The following is an 18,782-nucleotide window of genomic DNA, read 5'->3' on the forward strand; positions in this document are numbered from 1 at the left end:
GACTCGCCACGCCCCCAGGAGTCCAACGATGACAACACTCGAAATGCCGCCCACCACAACCGCCTCGGCCGCCGTGTCAGCGGCGAGTAGCCCGCCGAAGGTGGGTCGGCTCGTCGATCAGTTCGAGAAGGGGCTTGATGCCCCGATCTGTTTGACGTGGGAATTGACCTATGCCTGCAATCTCGCCTGTGTGCACTGCCTGTCGTCGTCGGGTAAACGTGATCCGCGGGAGTTGTCGACTGAACAGTGCAAGGCGATCATCGATGAGCTGCAGCGGATGCAGGTCTTCTACGTCAACATCGGTGGTGGTGAGCCGACCGTACGACCGGATTTCTGGGAGCTGGTCGATTACGCGACCAGCCATCAGGTGGGGGTGAAGTTCTCCACCAATGGTTTACGGATCGACAAGCAGGTCGCGGCGCGGTTGGCAGCGTCGGACTATGTGGATGTGCAGATCTCGCTGGACGGCGCGACCGCCGAGGTCAACGACGCGGTTCGTGGTCCGGGGTCGTTCGACATGGCGGTGCGTGCGTTGGAGAACCTGCACGAGGCGGGCTTCGCCGACGCCAAGATCAGCGTGGTGATGACGCGGGAGAACGTCGCGCAGCTCGACGAGTTCAAGGCGCTCGCCGATCGCTACGGCGCCACTTTGCGCATCACCCGTTTGCGTCCGTCGGGGCGTGGTGCCGACGTATGGGACGATCTGCATCCGTTGCCCGAGCAGCAGCTCGAGCTGTACAACTGGCTTGTCGCACATGGCGACAACGTGTTGACCGGTGACTCGTTCTTCCACCTGTCGGCCTTCGGCGGCGGTGACGGTGGTGGCGCGTTGCCGGGGTTGAACCTGTGTGGTGCCGGTCGGGTGGTGTGTCTGATCGATCCGGTTGGTGATGTGTATGCGTGTCCGTTCGCGATCCACGAGAACTTCCTGGCCGGCAACATCACCACCGACGGTGGCTTCCAGCAGATCTGGCAGAATTCGGATCTGTTCCTCGAACTGCGTGAGCCGCAGAATGCAGGTGCGTGCACCAAGTGCGCTCACTTCGACGCGTGTCGTGGGGGCTGCATGGCCGCCAAGTTCTTCACCGGCCTGCCGCTGGCTGGGCCCGACCCGGAATGTGTGCAGGGTTACGGCGAGCAGTTGCTGGCCGGTGACCGTACCAAACCGACTGCCAACAAAGATCATTCGCGCGGCACCCCGTTGACGCTGATGACGCGGCGTCCCGACGGGGACCTGCTACCGGTGGGTGCCCCACCGTCGAAGAGTTGCGATGAGAATCCGCTGGCGGGGTTCACCCCCGACAGTCTGTAGCTGAAGAAGAGATAGGTAAGGACATGCCGAAGAATCCGTGGGCCCGAAATCCCTGGTTCGAAACCGTGCACGAGGCGCAACGGCGCGCCAAGAAGCGTCTGCCCAAGTCGGTGTACTCCTCGCTGGTCGCCGGTACCCAGGCGGGTATCACCGTCAACGACAACACGGCCGCGTTCAACGAACTCGGGTTTGCGCCGCACGTGGTGGGCACCCAGCCCGATCGGGAACTGTCGACCACCGTGATGGGCCAGGAGATCTCGTTCCCGGTGATGATCAGCCCGACCGGTGTGCAGGCGGTGGATCCCGACGGCGAAGTGGCCGTGGCCCGGGCTGCCGCAGCTCGTGGCACCGCGATGGGGTTGTCGAGCTTTGCATCCCATCCAGTGGAAGAGGTGGCCGCGGCCAACGACAAGTTCTTCTTCCAGATCTACTGGCTGGGGTCGCGCGAGGAGATCCTGGCCCGGGCCGAGCGTGCGAAGGCGGCCGGCGCCAAGGGGCTCATCGTCACCACCGACTGGGTGTTCAACGTCGGCCGTGACTGGGGCAGCCCGGAGATCCCGGAGAAGGTCGACTTCGCGGCACTGCTCAAACTCGCGCCGGAGATCGCGGTCAAACCGCGCTACGCCCTGGACTGGGTCAAGGGCGGCACGATCAACATTCCCGATCTGACCGCGCCCAACCTCACCCCGCCCGGTGAACCGGGTCCCACGTTCTTCGGCGCCTACGGTCAGTGGATGAACACCCCGCCGCCGACCTGGGAAGATCTCAAGTGGCTGCGTGAGCAGTGGGATGGGCCGTTCATGGTCAAGGGCATCACCCGCCTCGACGACGCCAAGCGGGCCGTCGACATCGGCGCCTCGGCCATCTCGGTGTCCAACCACGGTGGCAACAACCTCGATGGCACCCCGGCCACCATCCGGGTGCTGGGCCCGATCGCCGACGCCGTCGGCCATGACATCGAGGTGCTCCTCGACGGTGGCATCCGACGCGGTAGTGACGTCACCAAGGCGCTGGCCCTCGGCGCGCGTGCGGTGATGATCGGTCGCGCCTACCTGTGGGGCCTGGCCGCCAACGGCCAGGCCGGCGTGGAGAATGTACTCGACCTGCTCCGCATGGGCCTGGACTCCAGCCTGATGGGACTGGGACGCAAAAGCATTCACGAACTCTCCCGCGACGACCTCGTCATACCGGAAGACTTCGAACGCTCCTTCGGCCACGTGTGAGGCGCCGTCGCCGTTCACCCACCACAAAGTAGAACGTGTTACAGTTTTTCGACACGGTTCACCTGTGGTGGGTGACGCGACGAGAGAACGAGGGCTCATCGGATGGGGCAGTTCGACGGCAAGGTCGTCTACATCACCGGGATGGCGCGCGGGCAGGGGCGCAACCACGCGCTGCGCTTCGCGCGCGAGGGGGCCGCGATCATCGGTATGGACATCGCCGGTCCGGTCGCCGACCACACCACTTATCCGGCCGCGACGGCCGAGGACTTCGGTGACACCGTCCGCCTTGTCGAGGAGGCCGGCGGAAAAATCCTTGCCCGCCAAGGTGATACCCGCGACTTGGCGTTCCAGGAACAACTGGTCGCCGATGGCGTCGAACAATTCGGGCGTCTCGACATCGTGGTGGCCAACGCCGGCCTACTCACCTGGGGCAAGGTCTGGGAGCTGAGCGAAGAGCAGTTCACCGACGTCGTCGACATCAACCTGGTCGGGACCTGGAAAACCCTGCGCGCCTCGATCCCCGCCATGCTCGACGCCGGCAACGGCGGGTCGATCGTGGTGATCAGCTCGTCGGCCGGCCTCAAAGCGATGCCGCTGCAGGCCTCCTACTCGGCGTCGAAATTCGGTCTCCGTGGCCTCACCCAGACTGCTGCCAAGGAACTCGGCCACTATCGCATCCGGGTCAACAGCGTGCATCCCTATGCCGTCGACACCCCCATGGGCGTGGCCGACACCGAGGCCCACCGGATTTTCGGTATCGGATGGGTCGCACCACATCTGAGCTCGATGATGAACCATCACCCGGTGGCCTCGCTCGACGAGATCTCCGACGCGGTGCTCTACCTGGCCTCCGACGGCGCCAAGGCGATCACCGGGTCCGAGTTCTCGATCGACATGGGAGCCACAAAGGTCTGACGGCTTCCCGCGCCGACAGAACCCGGTTTCGCGCCGACAGAACCCGGTTCGCGCCGACAGAACCCGGTTTCGCGCCGACAGAACCCCAGAATTCGCCGAGAGCATCCGCGGAGTGTGCGGATGCTCTCGGTCAGACGCCGGGGCGGATGCTCTCGACGAATTCTGGGGTTCTGTCGGCTGCCGTGCTGAGAGTTTGGGAGCCAGGGTGCGGTGGGTGCGGGTCCTAGTCTTGCCAGAGGGTGGCGGGATCGGTGGCCTCGCGGTCCGGGGCGGTCGGCGTCTGCGTCGACGTACGGGAGAACCGGGGCGCCACCTGTGCTTGGGTCACGCCGTCGATCTCCACCAGGTTGGCGCGAGCGGCCATATGCGGATCCGACGGCGCCTCGGCGAAGTCGAGGACCGGTGAGGTGCAGGCGTCGGTGCCCTCGAACACCTTGGTCCATTCGTCGCGGGTGCGGGATTTGAACGTTTCGGTGAAGATCCGTTCCAGCTCCGGCCACTTCGCGATGTCGTTCTGCGCGGGCAGATCTGCGTCGGCGAGGCCCAGGCCGGAGATGAGTTGGGCATAGAACTGCGGCTCGATCGCGCCGACGGCCATGTACTTGCCGTCCGACGTCTCGTACACCTCGTAGTAGGGGGCGCCTGTGTCGAGCATGTTCACCCCGCGCTCGTCGCTCCACAGGCCGGTGCCGCGGAAGGCCCACATCATCTGTCCGAGTACCGAGGCGCCGTCGACCATCGCCGCGTCGACGACCTGCCCCTGACCGGAGATCCCGCGCTCCAGCAGGGCGGCGAGTACGCCGACGACCAGGAACATCGAACCACCGCCGAAGTCGCCCGCCAGGTTCAGTGGCGGCACCGGCCGATCTTCCTTGCGGCCGATGGCATGCAACATGCCGGTCAGCGAGATGTAGTTGATGTCGTGGCCGGCGCGGTCGGCACGAGGCCCTTCCTGCCCCCAACCGGTCATTCGGCCGTAGACGAGGCCGGGATTGATCTCCGCCAGATCGTCGGGCCCGAACCCGAGTCGTTCCATGACGCCCGGGCGGAAACCCTCGAGGATCACGTCAGCCTTGGCTACCAATCCGAGGATGGTGTCGCGGTCGGCGGGGTCCTTCAGGTTCGCCTCCACGACCCGGCGTCCACGCAGCAGTGCGTCGGCTTTGCGGTCCGGCGCCGGCAGCGAACCGGGCCGCTGCACCCGCACCACGTCGGCACCCAGGTCGGCCAACAGCATCGCCGCGTGTGGTCCCGGCCCGATCCCGGCGAATTCGATCACCCGGATTGCGCTGAGGGGTCCGCTCTTTCCGCTACTGCGCGGTGTCGTCGACGTCATGGTGTCCTCCCGATCAGTACCCGCCCCATGTGTCGGGTCTCACGCTTTTCCGGTCCAGCATCCCACAACCGATCGAGCGCTCGGACAGGCGGTCCATCCGATCGGATGGATGCGGGATTTCTATCGAACAAATGCGCCGACCCGGTTAACAGTGGCGCACCGCATCGCTAGAGTTGAACGAATGGAGCGTCGGGCCGCATTGGGACAGCTGTCATGGCCCGAATTGTCAGACTGCACGGTCACCCTCCTGGTCCCGCTGGGTGCGACCGAACAACACGGGCCGCACCTGCCCCTGGACACCGACACCCGGATCGCCCAGGCGGTCGCCGAGCGGGTGGCGGAGGGCGGGCATCGGGATGCCGGACCCTCGGGCGATGCGGCGTCGGTGCTGACGGCTCCGGCACTGAACTACGGCGCCAGCGGAGAGCACGAGGGTTTTCCCGGCACCATCTCGCTCGGTCACGCCGCGTTGGAGTTGCTGTTGGTGGAGTACGGACGAAGCGCCTGTCGCTGGGCCGATCGCCTGCTGTTCGTCAACGGACACGGCGGCAACGCGAACACTCTCGCGACGGCCGTGCGTCGACTGCGCTACGAGGGGCGTGACGCTGCCTGGTTCCCCTGCGCTTTTCCCGAAGCCGACGCCCACGCCGGACACGCCGAAACATCGGTGTTGCTGCACTTTTCGCCGTCAGAGGTCTGTGCGACCGCGGCGCAGGCGGGCAACACGGCCCCGGTGGCGACACTGCTGCCGGCCATGCGCACCGGTGGGGTGGCCGCGGTCAGCGCCAACGGCGTACTCGGCGACCCGACCGGAGCCAACGGCGAGCACGGGGCCCGGTTGCTCGACGAACTCGTGGCACGGCTCGATTCGGCGTTGGCCGACTGGCACGTTGACGAGAGCGGGCGGCTCGGATGACCGCACTCGACCGGCCGCCCGAGGCCGTGGCCACCGTCGACCACGCGCTGCCCGACGGGTTCCAGGTGCAGATCGACATGCGCTGCGCGCGTCGGCGTGACCTGCGGTTCCTTGTCGGGGGTTCCCCGACCCGCATGCTGCGGCTGACCGACACCGCACTCGGGATGACCTCTGCCGACGGCCGTATCGAGGTATGTGACCCGGCCACGCGACGCCTCGCGCGGCGCTTGCTCGACAGCGGAATCGCCAACCCCCGGCCCATGTTCGGGCCTGCGCCCGACGACGTCACGATCGTGGTGCCGGTTCGTGACAATCAAGCGGGCGTGGACCGACTGCTGCGCTCGGTCGACGGCGTCAAGGTGATCGTCGTCGACGACGGGTCGCGCACGCCGATCCGGGTCGACGGGCCTGACGTCGAGCTCATCCGGTTCGATGGCAATCGTGGCCCGTCGTCGGCGCGCAACGCCGGTGCAGCGGCCGCCACCACAGACTTCGTCGCCTTCCTCGACTCCGACGTCGTCCCGACCGCCGATTGGCTGACCATGCTGCTCGGGCACTTCTCGGACCCGTCGGTCGCCATCGTCGCCCCGCGTATCGTCGGCCTCTCCCGCGCCGCGCGCGAGGCATCGAAGGTCGAGCGATATGAGAACGGACATTCTTCGCTCGACATGGGCCCCGAAGAGTGCTCGGTGGTGCCCGGCAGCCGGGTCCCGTATGTGCCGAGCGCGGCGATGGTGGTGCGCCGCAAAGCTTTCTGTCAGTTCGACGAGTCGCTGCGGGTGGCCGAGGACGTGGACCTGTGCTGGCGCACCCACAAGGCCGGCTGGCGAGTTCGGTACGACCCGGTCGCGCGGGTGGCCCACGATCACCGCTCGGATGTCCGGTCGGTGCTCGGGCGTCGTCGTTACTACGGGACCGGCGCGGCGCACCTGGCCGACCGTCACGGTGGGTTCGCCGCACCGGTGGTGATGTCGATCCCCATGGCGGTGGCCGTCGGCGCATTGCTCACCCGCACTCGAATCGGGCTGGCCATCGCGATGATCATCGTCGTATACACGGGTGCGCGGCTGCGGCGACGCCTCGGCGAGCTGCCGGACGCGCCGTTGGTTGCCACGCAGATGACGGGCCGAGCCGTGGGGTTCGGCCTGCTGCAGGCGGCAGGTGCGATCTGCCGGCACTACTGGCCCGTCGCGGTCCTGCTGGCGTTGTTCTCCGCACGCTTCCGGCGGCTCGCTGTGGAGGTCGCGCTGGTCGAGGGGGTCGTGTCATGGGCGCGTGAGGTCGTCGCGGACCCGGCGTCGGGTCCAGCCCTGGGGCCGCTCTGGTACACCGTGTTTCGGCGACTCGACGATCTGGCCTACGGAGCCGGGTTGTGGCAGGGTGCCATCGCGCAGCGCGACCTCGGGGCGCTGCGGCCGGTGTTGACCACATAAAGGTGACGACGCGACGACTTCCGACGACCGCCGACGTGGTGGTGGTGGGTGCGGGCAGTGCCGGATGCGTCATCGCCGAGCGGCTCTCGCGTGACCCCGGGCGCGCCGTCGTCGTGCTCGAGCGCGGACCGCGTGACTGGCCGCCCCCGGCCGTTCGCGATCTACAGGTGTTGCCGATCGAGCACGGCGCCGGCTTCGCCCGGGGCCACACCGAGGCCACGGGACTCCCGGTGGTGCGGGGCAGCGCGCTCGGTGGGTCGTCGGCTGTCAACGGGGGGTACTTCCTGCGCTGGCATCGCGATGACTTCGATGACTGGCCGGCGCAATGGTCACCAGAGGCGATCGCACACGCCTATGACGAACTCGACGCACCGGACGGCACCATGGGAGTGACTGCCTTCGCAGACGACGAACTCGTCGATGTGGTGCGTCTTTTCGAGTCTTACTGGGCCCAGGCCATGCCGGTGCGTGCCACCGCGGATCCGTGGCCCATCGTCGGCGTGAATCGTGTGCGGTCCAACCGGGAGGGGCCGCTGCGGCGCACGTCGGCCGAAGCGTATCTCCGGCCCGCGATCGACCGACCCAACCTGACGGTGATCACCGATGCAGAGGTGGCGGAAGTGATGGTGGCCGGCCGTCGGGTCACCGGGGTGCGCGTGGGTGCCGACCGGATGTCGGTCGGTGAGGTCGTGCTGAGCGCGGGCACGCTCGGTACCGCCGGGATCCTGCTCCGCTCCGGACTGGGGAGCCTCATCGGGTCCGGCGGCACGCTGCCGCTCCACGAACATCGTGAGGTGCTGGTGCACTACCGGCGCCACGTGGACCCTCAGGTGATGCCGACGGCGTTGCTGCAGTCGGTGGTCCACACCGCCGACGACGTGGAGATACGTTGTTACAGCACCGATATGGCGAGATTCGTGAAAGGTGTGGAACCGGTCGGCCCGGCCGTGGGGGTGGCGGGGATGCGACCTGGGTCCCTCGGCGCGGTTCGGGTCGGCGACACCGGACTCCTCGTCGACCTCGGCACGGTCGATCCAGCCAGTGCGCGCCGGATGGCGCTCGGCGCCGAGTCGGTGCGAGATATGTTGAACTCGTCGACATTCGGCGGCGTCGTCGAACCGGGGTCGATCGTCGTCGACCCAGTGGTGCGGACCTCCCAGCACGCCTGGGGGAGCCTTCCGATGGGAGTACGGACCGATGACCTCGGAGGGCTCGACGGACTCACCGGCCTTCGGGTCGTGGACGGCTCCATCCTGCCGGCCGCCGGACGCAGCGGACCGCACGCGACGATCATGATGATCGCCGTGCGAATCGGCGACGTGTTGGCGGCGCGCTGAAACCGCCCGATGCGTAGGCTGGCGCCATGACCGCGTCACTGAATGACCCCGAGATCCGTGAGTTCCTCACCGCCGGCACCCGGACGGGGCACCTCGGATGGGTGGCCGGTGACGGAAGGCCGCTGGCGGCGCCCGTGTGGTTTGTGCTCGACGGTGACCGGATCGCGTTCAACACCGGTGCCACGACCGCGAAAGCACGTGCGATGAGCCGAGATCCGCGTGTGGTGTTGACGGTCGACCTGCCTGGTCCGCCGTATGCCTTCGTGCAGATCCAGGGCCTGGCGGTCACCGCCGACGACCTACCGGAAGTGCGTCGGATCGCGACCGAATGCGGCCGTCGGTACATGGGAGCCGATCGCGCCGAGGAGTTCGGCGCACGCAACGGTGTGCCGGGCGAACTCGTCGTGTGGGTCGAGCCGACGAAGATCGTCGCCGCGCTTGATGTATCGGCCTGACTCCGCCGAACTCCGCCAATGGCGCCCAGTCAACGGTAAACGGCGCCCAGTCAACGGTAAACGGCGCCCAGTCAACGGTAAACGGCGCCCAGTCAACGGTAAACGGCGCCAGCCAACGGGAAGGGGCTGCGGTGGATCTGGGAGGTCAGATCAAGGTCGACCAGTAGTCCCAGAACTCCACGCCGATGGCGACGATCACGACCGCGTACCAGACGGGCAGCAACACCCACAGCCATGAACGGATCTCGCGTCCGACGCGCGACGATCCGAACACCCGACCGGCGCTCAGCACCAGGATCAACGGTGTCACGGTCCACACCACCATGCAGTACGGGCACAAGGCGTGGATGCGATACAGACTCTGGAAGACGAGCCAGTTGATCATCACGAACCCGGCGAGGGTGCCCAGGGTCTGACCGAGCCAATACCACCGGGGCAGTTGAACTCCCGCGGTCGCAAGGGCACCGGTCACCACGATGACCGAGAAGGCCGCGATGCCGATCAGTGGGTTCGGGAAGCCGAAGATGGCTGCCTGATCGGTCACCATGACCGAGCCGCATGAGAGCACCGGGTTGATGCTGCAGCTCGGCGTGTACGACGGATCGATGGCCAGTTCGAAGCGCTCGATCGTCAACGTGGCGGACGCGATCAGGCCGATCACGCCTGCAACGAGCACGATCACCCCGATCACTCGTGATGCCGGCATCAGCCTCGTCCACCCGCGGACTGCGGCGTCGTCTGCGTCGTCGGGAGGTGTGGGTGTGCCGCCGTACTGGTCGGTGGTCTCGGTCATGATGCGGTGTTCTCCGGGATGATTCAGTTCGTGGCCGCGAGAACTGCGTCGCGTAACGCCTCCGGCGTCGACAGCTGCACGTCTTCACCGTTGAGCCGAACGGTCGGGGTGGCGGTGACGGCGGCTTGCTGGGTGGTGTCGGCGACCCAGTCGGCGAACTGCTGGTCGTCGATGCACTGCCGGACGTTGTTCGCTCCGGCCTGGGTGGCGAGATTGTTCAGCTGGTCGTCGGACAGGCCGGCGCCGCCCTCACTGGGCTGCTGGGCATACAGCGTGTTGTGGAACTGCAACCAGGTCGTGAAATCGCCGTTCGTCGCGGTCGACTCTGCGACACACGCCGATGCGTTCGCCGCGCGTGTGGAGTAGTCGGTGGTCGACATCCGGTCGAGGATCGCGATCGGCATGTAGTCCACGGCGACCTGTGGGTTGTTGCGCAACTCCTCGAGGACCGGCCCGAATTGCTCTTCGAACTGGCGGCACGCAGGGCACTGGAAATCCTCGGCGATGGTCAACACGGCGGGCGGCGTGCTGCCCGCCGGGGCGGTGGTGATCCGGAAGGCGTTGTCGTCGGTGGCGACGGTGACCTCCGATGAGCTGCCGGTGCTCGACTCGTTGGACAGCACGGCCCACAATCCGATGCCCACGGCGATGGCGATCAACACAACCGCTGCGCCGATCTTGAGGAGCGTTGATCGGCGCTTCTCCGCCTGGCGGGGATCGACGATGACCTTCTTCGAGTTCTGGGCCATGGGGTACTGATGCCTCTGCTTCGTGGGTTGGACGGATGCGTGGTCGGGGTCTTCCCCCGAACAGGCTACTTGGTTCGACCGGAGGGCCGAATCAAGGTTGAACAAACATGGGATGTTAGGTTGTTTGCCGTGTCCGATGTCATCCCGCCACCGCCCCGAACCAGCGAACTCGTGGTGGTCCGGATGCAGGAGCTGATCCGGAGTGGGCAGTGGCCGGTCGGGGAGCGGATCCCGGCCGAGCCGGAACTCGTGGAGCAATTCGCGGTGGGCCGGAACTCGATCCGCGAGGCCGTGCGGGCGCTCGAGCATTCCGGGATGTTGGTGCCCCGACGGGGCGACGGCACCTATGTGCGCAGTGCCAACATGCTCACCGCGGCAATCGCGCGGTGCGTGCCCGAGCGGGCACAGCTGGAGTTCTTGGGCGCGCGGCAGGCGATCGAGGCGGAAGCGGCCGCCGAGGCGGCTGCTGTCGCGGATGCAGGATGTGTTGCCGATCTGTATGCCTGTCTGGCGCGTGCGGAACGCACCCTCGCCAGTGGCGACATGGCGGCATATACCCAGGCTGACATAGCCTTTCACGTCGCAGTCGTGAACGCGTCGGGCAATGGTCTGCTCATCGAACTCTACGGCGGCATCATCGAGGTGATGGCGCACATGCACCAGCAGGTCGTCGACGCGACGATCGCCGACGGGGTGCATCCTCCCGGGCATCGGGCGCTGGTGGATGCGGTCGCGGCCGGGGACGCCGCCGCGGCGCGTGCCGCCGTGCATTCCTACCTCGACCACGCGCGTCGCGGGCTGTCGGCATGATCGACCCCGCGCGGCCACCGCCCCGAGAAGTAGTTCTTCTGCAACCGCGCAGCCACCCCACAACCGCGCAAGTCGCGGCGGACGCAGGGCCGAAGCGAGTATGCGGTTGCCGCGGATGAAACCTGCGGTCCGCCCATCGGTGAACGGACGGTCGCTGAGTGCGGTGGTCGCCGCGATCGGCATCATGCTCGTCGCGGCGAATCTTCGTCCGCCGGTGGTCTCGGTGGCCCCGCTGATCGACGACATCATGCGTGATCTCGGTTTCAGCAGCGCCACCGCGGGTCTGCTGACCACGCTGCCGGTGCTGTTCTTCGGCCTCAGCGCGCCGTTTGCCCCACGGGTGGCCGCCCGGTTCGGCATCGAACGGACGGTGTTCGGCGCCCTGGTGCTGTTGATCGGCGGAATGGGGCTGCGGTTCGTTTCGAACGTGATGTGTCTGCTCGCGGGTTCGGCGGTGATCGGCGCGGCGATCGGCGTCTGCAACGTCGTCTTGCCGGCCTTGATCAAACGGGATTTCGCGCACCGATCGGGTCTGATGACCGGGCTGTACTCGATGACACTGTCCGGTGGTGCTGCGGTCGCCGCCGGCCTGACCGTGCCCATCGACACCCGTTTGGATGGCAATTGGCAACTGACACTGACGTGTTGGACGTTGCTGGTACTCCTGGCGCTGATCGTCTGGTTGCCTCAGCTGGGGCAGGTACATCGTGTCGTGGTCGCCGGCACATCGCGACAGCTGCTGCGCAACCGGATCGCCTGGGCGATCACGGTGTTCATGGGCGCCCAATCGTTGGTCTTCTACACGTTCACCGCGTGGCTGCCGCAGTTCCTTATCGACCAGGGACGCAGCACCGCCGAGGCAGGCACGATTCTCGCGCTGGGGCAGGTCGTGGCATTGCTGGCGTCGCTGCTGGTCCCGATCGTCGCCGGTCGCCGCGCCGATCAGCGACTGGTGACGTTACTCGTGGTGGCGGTGTGCGCGATCGGTTTCGTTGGCCTGTTGTGCACCGATCACCTCACCACTGTGTGGGTCATGCTCGTCATGTCCGGTCCGGGGGCGTCGATCAGCCTGGCATTGCTGTTCATGGTGATGCGTAGTCCATCGACCGCGGTCACCGGCCAGGTGTCTGGGATGGCCCAGTCGATCGGGTATGTCGTGGCCGCCGCGGGGCCGTTCCTGATCGGTGCGCTGCACGATGTCACCGGCTCGTGGACCATCGCGATGGCGGTGCTGGCGATGGCGTTGGTGCCACAGGCGTTGTCGGCACTCACCGCGGCTCGCGACGTCACGATCCGGGTGTGAGTGCTCAATTGGCTCAGCTGATCTCGAAGTCTTGCAAAGCGCCCGAGTAGCGTTTGCGTGGCGGTGCCCGGAACTCGCCCGAAGCCGTTCCGGTACGTCCGCCCATCGCGGCCAGCGCGGCGAGCATCCCCACGCCGGCGGCGACGCCGTCGATGACGGGCGCATCGATGGCGGCGCCGATCCGCTGGGCGAGGTCGGCCATCCCGGCGCAGCCGAGGACGATGGCGTCCGACCCGTCGGTGCGCAGCGCCTCGCTGCAGGCCTTCTCCAGGATGTCCGCGGTCGCCGGGTTGGTCTCCAGTTCCAGGACCGGGATGTCACAGGCGTGTACACCGCCGCACTGGCCGGCGAATCCGTAATGCGCCACCAGGTCGACGGCCCGGCCGATGGTGCGGTCGAGAGTGGTGACGATGGAGAATGTCCGTCCCAGCGGGGCGGCGAGATGCATTGCTGCCTCTGCGATCCCGAGAACCGGGGCGTCGGCCACTTCCCGGGCGGCGTCGAGGCCGGGATCGCCGAAGCAGGCGACGAGGTAGCCGTCGGCGCCGGGGTTGTCGGCGATGGCCCGCAGCAGGCCGGGCACCGCAAGCGCTTCGTCGTAGTGACTTTCGATCGACTCCGGCCCCATGGTGGAGGTGACGGCGACGATCTCGCAGTCGGGTCGCGCGACCGACCGCGCCGCGGCGGCGATGACCTCGGTCATCGCCGCCGCGGTGTTGGGATTGATGACGCAGATGCGCATCGTGTGTCGTACTCCTAGAGGGCCGACGGCTGGAGCTTGCCGTCTTTCGCGGTGGAGAGCACCGGCGGCTCTTCGCCGGTGTCGTAGATGAAGCTCTTGGGCGCGAAGGTCATGCCCAGCCAGTAGACGACCGCCCCGGCCGCGGCGCCCATGAACCAGGTGAAGCTGGCTTGATACGCGGTGCCCCAGATGACGAAGCTGATCGGCAGGATGGACGCGACGATGACCGAGATGATCGCCACTGGGTTCCATCCGTTGCGGTAGGAGTAGGACTTGCCGGGGTCCATGCTGAAGAGGTCGTCGACTTCGATCTTCTGTTTCTTGATGAGGTAGAAGTCGACGATCAGGATGCCGAACAACGGGCCGATCACCGCTCCCAGGGTGTCCATCGTGTAATGAATCGCCGTCGGGTTGTTGAACAGGTTCCAGGGGGTGATCAGGACCGACCCGACTGCGGCGATCATGCCGCCGGTGCGCCAGGAGATCTTGGTGGGGGCCACATTCGAGAAGTCGAAGGCGGGCGAGACGAAGTTGGCCACGATGTTGATGCCGATCGTGGCGATGGCGAAGGTCAGCACACCCAGGACCGCGGCGGTGGTGTTGTCGATCCGGTCGACGATGTGCACCGGATCGGTGATGATGTTGCCGTCGTCGTCACGGCCGATCACGGTGGCGCCCGCCGAGACGGTGCACACAACCAGGATCGAGAAGAACAAGAAGTTGACCGGCAGACCCCAGAAGTTGCCCTTCTTGACCTCGCTGAACGTCTTGCCGTAGCGAGAGAAGTCACCGAAGTTCAGCATGGGCCCGGAGAAGTAGGAGACCACCAGTGCGATGGCGCTGATCATCTGGGTGACCGACGACCAGCCGGACAGACCGGGGCCGGTCGACAGGTCGAAACTCACATTGTCCCAACCCGCCTCGACGATCAGGTAAGCCGCGAGCGCGATCATCACCACATAGACGGCCGGACCACAGAAGTCGATGAACTTGCGGATGGTGTCCATTCCGTTCCAGAACACGAACGCCTGCAGAATCCACATCAAGATGAAGCCGGCCCAGCCGAGAATGCTCAGTCCCAGGAAGCCATGCTGATCGACATCACCCCAGGGTTCCAGGCCCGGCCAGAACTTGAGCGCGAGCAGACCGAATGCGACCGATGCCAGATATGTCTGAATTCCGTACCAGACCACAGCGATACATCCGCGGATGATGGCCGGTATGTTGGCGCCCTTGACCCCGAACGAGACGCGTGTGGTGACCGGGTAGGGAACCCCGGCGAGTTGCGACGGTTTCGCGACGAGGTTGCACAGGACATTGACGATGACGATGCCGACCACCAGGGCGACGAGCACCTGCCAGGCAGCGATTCCCAACGCGAACAGACTGCCGGCGAAGACGTAACCACCAACACTGTGCACATCCGACATCCAGAAGGCAAAGATGTTGTACCAGGTCCACTTCTGTTCTTTCAGAGGCGCGAGGTCGGAATTGGTGAGGTTCTGGTGATACCCGAGTTTGATGACGCTCTCACCGGCCGCGCTTTCATGCGCGGTCACGGTGTCGGCAGATGGTGCTGACATGTGCAATCTCCCTGATGGTGACCGTCAGCGCGGGTCGGGGATGCGCTGATGAGTAAGAAGTTAGGAACGCATTGTTACCCGGCAATTAACGAAGGGATATATTTTCTCCGATTGGTCCGGCTCTACCGGAGTGAGGTTCCACGGAGCCTTCCGCTACCGTCCGTAGTCACGATCTGTGCCGCTCAAAGCGAAACTGTGTGCCACAACGGCGCCGACCCAACTGGTGGCGACCGTCGTCGATGAGCAAGTCCGTGCCATGCCGACGGCCAATTTGTTCCGACGGTGACTCGACATCAAGATCCACGTCGACGGTGCCTCGGGCGCCATGATCGCACCGTTCTGCCAGCCCGAACTCGAGTGGGACTTCCGTGTGCCACGGGTGGTGTCGATCAACACCTCCGGCCACAAGTACGGGCTGGTCTATCCCGGCCTGGGGTGGATCATCTGGCGCGACAAGGCGGCGCTGCCGGAGAGCATGATCTTTCACTGCAGCTACCTGGGTGGCGACATGCCCACCCTGGCGTTGAACTTCTCCCGCCCCGGTGCGCAGGTGCTGCTGCAGTACTACCAGTTCCTGCGGCTGGGCCGGGAAGGATATCGCCAGGTGCAGCAAGGCTCCCTCGACGTCGCGCAGTACCTGTCGTCCGCGATCGCCGAGATCGGCCCCTTCGAACTGGTCAGCAAAGGCGACACCATCCCGGTCTTCGCGTGGAAGTTGAAGGCCGACCACACCGACAAGTGGACGCTGTATGACCTCTCGGATCGGCTGCGGATGAAGGGGTGGCTGGTGCCGGCCTATCCGATGGCCGACGATCTCGCGGACCTGACCCTGCAGCGCATCGTCGTTCGGGCCGCCCTGAGCCGCGACCTGGCCGATGCACTGTTGCGCGATCTCGAAAGTGAGGTCGCGTTCCTGGACAATCTCTCGGCGCCGATGCCGAGCGAGGGGACCGGGTCACACTTTCATCACTGAGCTGGACGTCGGCGCGACCCGGAGCCTGTCCCGGTCGCGCCGACGACTCTTCGACGGAGGAGACCGCCGATGCATCCTCGACACCGCTGCCGACCCCGGGCGACGCGGTTCTTCACCGGTGCCGCGTTCATCCAACTCGTCACCAGCGGGCCGGTCACCGTGGCGGTCGGATATGCGCCGGGAACGATGGTCCGGGCCCAGTGGCTGGCGGCAGCGACTCAGTTCGTCGGGACTTTGCTGTTCAACGTCAGCACCGGGGCGGCGCTCGCCGCGCACTCGATTGCCGCGCAGAAGCATTTGGTGTGGACCCCGAACGCGGAGGGTTCGGTGGCGTTCCTCATCAGCGGGTTCTTCGTGCTGATCGCCTACTCGCACACCGACCGGGCCTGGGCACCGCGCAAGCGCGACTGGTGGTCGGGTCAGATCAACATGTTGGGCTGCATCGCTTTCGGGGTGTCGGCGGTCGGCGCCTACATAACCACGAACGGCGTCACCGTGGACGCAGTGCTGGCGAACCTCGGTACGTTCATCGGCGCGATCTGCTTCTTTGTCGCGTCCGCAATCGTGCTGCCGGAGGCGGACGACACATGACCGATGTCGCCGCAGAACAGGACCAAAGTCCATGTCTGTGTCCACGTCGCGATGGGAGGATCAGACGTCGGTCGGGGACCCGTGAGAAAGGCCGCATGTGACGTGACGGGCTCTGGACTCGACCCAGCGGTCGTCGATCGTTGGCGCCGACTGAACGGACCAGCACACGAATTGGGGAGTCTGCGTTCCCGCCAGGTCCGTACTCGCGGTCGGCACGGCATCGACGCCTATGCCGATCTCGTCGAACTGGAAGCCGACGATCCCGACGAGTTCGAGCAGTTGGCCCTGTGGCGTCCGTTCTCGAAGATCATCGCCTTCAGCATTCTGCAGACGGCCGCGCGGACACGACGTACCAGCGCACGGATTCGTGAGTATCCATCGAACTTTCTGATCGTGGCGTGTCAGACGATCGGACGCACCACCGGGGACGCCAACGGCCACCGGGTGTCGGCCGAACCCGGTCAGATGTCGATCACCGATAGCCGACGGCCGTATGACCTGCGCACCCACGGGGTGACCGATGCCACCGGGATCTGGGTGCCCACAGAGCTGATGGGCGCCGAGATCGCGGGTGGCGCAACAGTATCGCCGATCGCACCCGACACGGTGCTGAGCCGGTCGTGCGCTTCGCTGGTCGTCCGGTTGGCCCGCGATGCCGCCTTCGGTGGCGCCGACATCGACCTCGACACCGAACTCGCGGCCATCGAAGTCGTGCGCGCGACGCTCGAACAGGAGCACGCCGGTGACGATCTACGCGGCAATCCGCTGTTCTTGCGGGAGGCGGTCATCGACCTGATCGAGCGCAACTTCCGCGACCCGGATTTCGGGGTGGACGCCATCGCCCGCCACCTTCACATCAGCAAACGACACCTTTACCGCGGGCTCGAGGGACAGGGACTCTCGCTGCCGGAGATGATCGCCGATCGTCGGCTGGACTGGGCGTGTACGTTGCTTGCGCAACCCGCACGGGTCCGACTCGACGGGGTCGCGCAGGCGGCGGGGTTCACCTCCGCGGCCACCCTGCGCAACAGATTTCGGGCGAAGTTCGGCGTCGGTCCCGCGACATATCGGCGACAGCTGCAGTCAGGTGCACTCGACGGTGGCGAGGTGGATCGATGACCCAGGGGTGTACCGATGACCGGGGCGTACCGATGACCGGGGCGTACAGATGACCGAGGTCTGCGCGGGACCGCGTGGCCACATCGTGCCCGTCGGCTCGCTTCCGCCGTACTTCGCGGATTCGGGCGCCCTCGGGGTGGCACAGCCATCAGGAATTGACCGCGATCGGGTGGATCGCTGGCGATCGGCAGCAGGAGCAGACGATCCCGGTGTGACGATTCGCCGTTTCCGGGGCCGCCGCGGTCTGGCTGAGTTCCTGGGTCCGCTGCGGGTCGTATCGAGGAGTGCCGACGGCTTCGAGGCACTGGTCAGAGTCCATCAGGTGGGTGCGATCACCATTGTCGACGCGCTCGCGATGCCGTGTTCGGTGATTCGCTCGCGGCGTGAAGTCGACCCGGCCGTGGATGCCGAACTCGTGTTGCTGATCACGTCCGCCCCGGGCCGGTTGTCGCTGGCCGGGCGACCCGAGGAAGATTTTCGGGCCGGGCAGCTCATCATTCTCAGCACCGCGGAGCCGGCGACGATGACGGTGGACGACATCTGCGAGACTGTCCAGCTCACGGTGAAGGCCTCCGTGCTCGGTCGGGATGTCGTGCAGGCGTTGCACCGGTCGCGCCCGGTCTCGCCGGACACGGCACTGGTTCGGGCCGCGACCACTTTTCTCCGACGGTTCGGACAGACCGCAGCAGCAGGGACATCGACCGAGGTCACCGATGTCCTCGCCCAACGCGCAGCCGTCGGGCTACTGAGATCGGTTCTGGCGCAGCAGGCCTACCGCACGCACAGCGTCGACGACACGAGCCGAGCGGTTCGTGAACGCACCCTGCAACTGGTGGAACGACGCTTCGCCGACCCGGACTTCGCGGTGGCGGATGTGGCCCGCGAGCTGCACGTGAGCCGGCGTCAGCTGTATCGCCACTTCGCCGATTCCGGCGAATCGTTGGCGGCGGTTATCGCCGAGCGACGACTCGAGGAGGTGCGGATCCTGCTTGACGCACGGCCGGAGTTGCGCCTCACCGACGTCGCGGCCCGGTCGGGCTTCTCGTCGTCGGCGACGATGCGCAACCGTTTTCGCGCAGCGTTCGGCGTGACGCCGACCGAATACCGGGCCGGGCACACCATCGCAGGTGCCCCGGCCGGCCGTTTCGGTCCCGGCGAGGTGGCCGACCTCTGAGGCTCTCGCCCACCAGCG

17 protein-coding genes and 1 pseudogene are annotated in these 18,782 nt (G+C 66.3%); 13 read left to right on the forward strand and 5 right to left on the reverse strand.

The window, feature by feature from the left end:
* Window positions 1–28 precede the first annotated feature (28 nt).
* The 3 genes from mftC to VX037_RS00220 all read left to right on the forward strand — a co-directional run bounded on the left by mftC (window position 29) and on the right by VX037_RS00220 (window position 3,450).
* Complete coding sequence (mftC, locus tag VX037_RS00210; protein ID WP_235723576.1) at window positions 29–1,312, forward strand: mycofactocin radical SAM maturase; 1,284 nt, start codon at window positions 29–31, stop codon at window positions 1,310–1,312.
* Window positions 1,313–1,335: 23 nt separating this feature from the next.
* Window positions 1,336–2,535, forward strand: coding sequence for a pre-mycofactocin synthase MftD (mftD, locus tag VX037_RS00215; protein ID WP_235723577.1), 1,200 nt, complete (start codon window positions 1,336–1,338; stop codon window positions 2,533–2,535).
* Window positions 2,536–2,637: 102 nt separating this feature from the next.
* A complete protein-coding gene (locus VX037_RS00220; protein WP_235723578.1) occupies window positions 2,638–3,450 on the forward strand; it encodes a mycofactocin-coupled SDR family oxidoreductase in 813 nt (270 codons plus the stop codon).
* A 223-nt stretch (window positions 3,451–3,673) separates the two neighbouring features.
* Here VX037_RS00220 and VX037_RS00225 read toward each other — a convergent pair whose 3' ends face one another.
* A complete protein-coding gene (locus VX037_RS00225) occupies window positions 3,674–4,786 on the reverse strand; it encodes a CaiB/BaiF CoA transferase family protein (protein ID WP_266061596.1) in 1,113 nt (370 codons plus the stop codon).
* 181 nt (window positions 4,787–4,967) lie between these two features.
* On the opposite strand from VX037_RS00225, the gene mftE reads away from it, so the two are divergent.
* From mftE to VX037_RS00245, 4 genes are read left to right on the forward strand one after another with little or no spacing between them, the layout of a single operon-like run.
* Complete coding sequence (gene mftE / locus VX037_RS00230; RefSeq protein WP_328712830.1) at window positions 4,968–5,702, forward strand: mycofactocin biosynthesis peptidyl-dipeptidase MftE; 735 nt, start codon at window positions 4,968–4,970, stop codon at window positions 5,700–5,702.
* Window positions 5,699–7,135: a mycofactocin biosynthesis glycosyltransferase MftF gene (mftF, locus tag VX037_RS00235; RefSeq protein WP_328712832.1), complete on the forward strand. Its 1,437-nt coding sequence runs from the start codon at window positions 5,699–5,701 to the stop codon at window positions 7,133–7,135. The genes mftE and mftF overlap by 4 nt, the downstream gene beginning before the upstream one ends.
* 2 nt (window positions 7,136–7,137) lie before the next feature.
* Complete coding sequence (gene mftG, locus VX037_RS00240) at window positions 7,138–8,472, forward strand: mycofactocin system GMC family oxidoreductase MftG (RefSeq protein WP_266061595.1); 1,335 nt, start codon at window positions 7,138–7,140, stop codon at window positions 8,470–8,472.
* Window positions 8,473–8,498: 26 nt separating this feature from the next.
* Window positions 8,499–8,927: a PPOX class F420-dependent oxidoreductase gene (locus tag VX037_RS00245; RefSeq protein WP_266061594.1), complete on the forward strand. Its 429-nt coding sequence runs from the start codon at window positions 8,499–8,501 to the stop codon at window positions 8,925–8,927.
* A gap of 145 nt (window positions 8,928–9,072) precedes the next feature.
* Here the strand turns inward: VX037_RS00245 and VX037_RS00250 are convergent, their stop codons facing one another.
* Entirely contained in the window at window positions 9,073–9,720 is a 648-nt protein-coding gene (locus tag VX037_RS00250; protein ID WP_266061593.1) for a vitamin K epoxide reductase family protein, read from the reverse strand.
* Window positions 9,721–9,743: 23 nt separating this feature from the next.
* Window positions 9,744–10,469 (reverse strand): DsbA family protein, encoded by a 726-nt coding sequence (locus VX037_RS00255; RefSeq protein ID WP_266061592.1) that lies wholly within the window; start codon window positions 10,467–10,469, stop codon window positions 9,744–9,746.
* Between the two features lie 129 nt (window positions 10,470–10,598).
* Here VX037_RS00255 and VX037_RS00260 point away from each other — a divergent pair, with 129 nt between their 5' ends.
* Entirely contained in the window at window positions 10,599–11,279 is a 681-nt protein-coding gene (locus VX037_RS00260; RefSeq protein ID WP_328712833.1) for a FadR/GntR family transcriptional regulator, read from the forward strand.
* A 115-nt stretch (window positions 11,280–11,394) separates the two neighbouring features.
* Window positions 11,395–12,582 carry a CynX/NimT family MFS transporter gene (locus VX037_RS00265; protein ID WP_328712835.1) on the forward strand — a complete coding sequence of 396 codons (1,188 nt, stop codon included), beginning with the start codon at window positions 11,395–11,397 and terminating at the stop codon, window positions 12,580–12,582.
* A 13-nt stretch (window positions 12,583–12,595) separates the two neighbouring features.
* Here VX037_RS00265 and VX037_RS00270 read toward each other — a convergent pair whose 3' ends face one another.
* Window positions 12,596–13,324, reverse strand: coding sequence for an aspartate/glutamate racemase family protein (locus VX037_RS00270; protein ID WP_266061590.1), 729 nt, complete (start codon window positions 13,322–13,324; stop codon window positions 12,596–12,598).
* A gap of 14 nt (window positions 13,325–13,338) precedes the next feature.
* Complete coding sequence (locus VX037_RS00275) at window positions 13,339–14,907, reverse strand: NCS1 family nucleobase:cation symporter-1 (RefSeq protein WP_328712837.1); 1,569 nt, start codon at window positions 14,905–14,907, stop codon at window positions 13,339–13,341.
* Window positions 14,908–15,193: 286 nt separating this feature from the next.
* Between VX037_RS00275 and VX037_RS00280 the strand changes: the two are divergent.
* From VX037_RS00280 to VX037_RS00295, 4 genes and pseudogenes are all read left to right on the forward strand, one after another.
* Window positions 15,194–15,880: pseudogene (locus VX037_RS00280) on the forward strand (pyridoxal-dependent decarboxylase); the annotation flags it as partial.
* A 69-nt stretch (window positions 15,881–15,949) separates the two neighbouring features.
* Window positions 15,950–16,471 (forward strand): hypothetical protein, encoded by a 522-nt coding sequence (locus VX037_RS00285; protein ID WP_235725539.1) that lies wholly within the window; start codon window positions 15,950–15,952, stop codon window positions 16,469–16,471.
* A gap of 102 nt (window positions 16,472–16,573) precedes the next feature.
* A complete protein-coding gene (locus VX037_RS00290) occupies window positions 16,574–17,590 on the forward strand; it encodes a helix-turn-helix domain-containing protein (RefSeq protein WP_235725541.1) in 1,017 nt (338 codons plus the stop codon).
* Window positions 17,591–17,639: 49 nt separating this feature from the next.
* On the forward strand, window positions 17,640–18,764 hold the full coding sequence (locus VX037_RS00295) for an AraC family transcriptional regulator (RefSeq protein WP_328712838.1): 1,125 nt from the start codon (window positions 17,640–17,642) through the stop codon (window positions 18,762–18,764).
* The last annotated feature ends 18 nt before the right edge of the window (window positions 18,765–18,782 follow it).

It is taken from the genome of Gordonia sp. Z-3, assembly GCF_036233855.1.
GTDB classification, from domain to species: domain Bacteria; phylum Actinomycetota; class Actinomycetes; order Mycobacteriales; family Mycobacteriaceae; genus Gordonia; species Gordonia tangerina.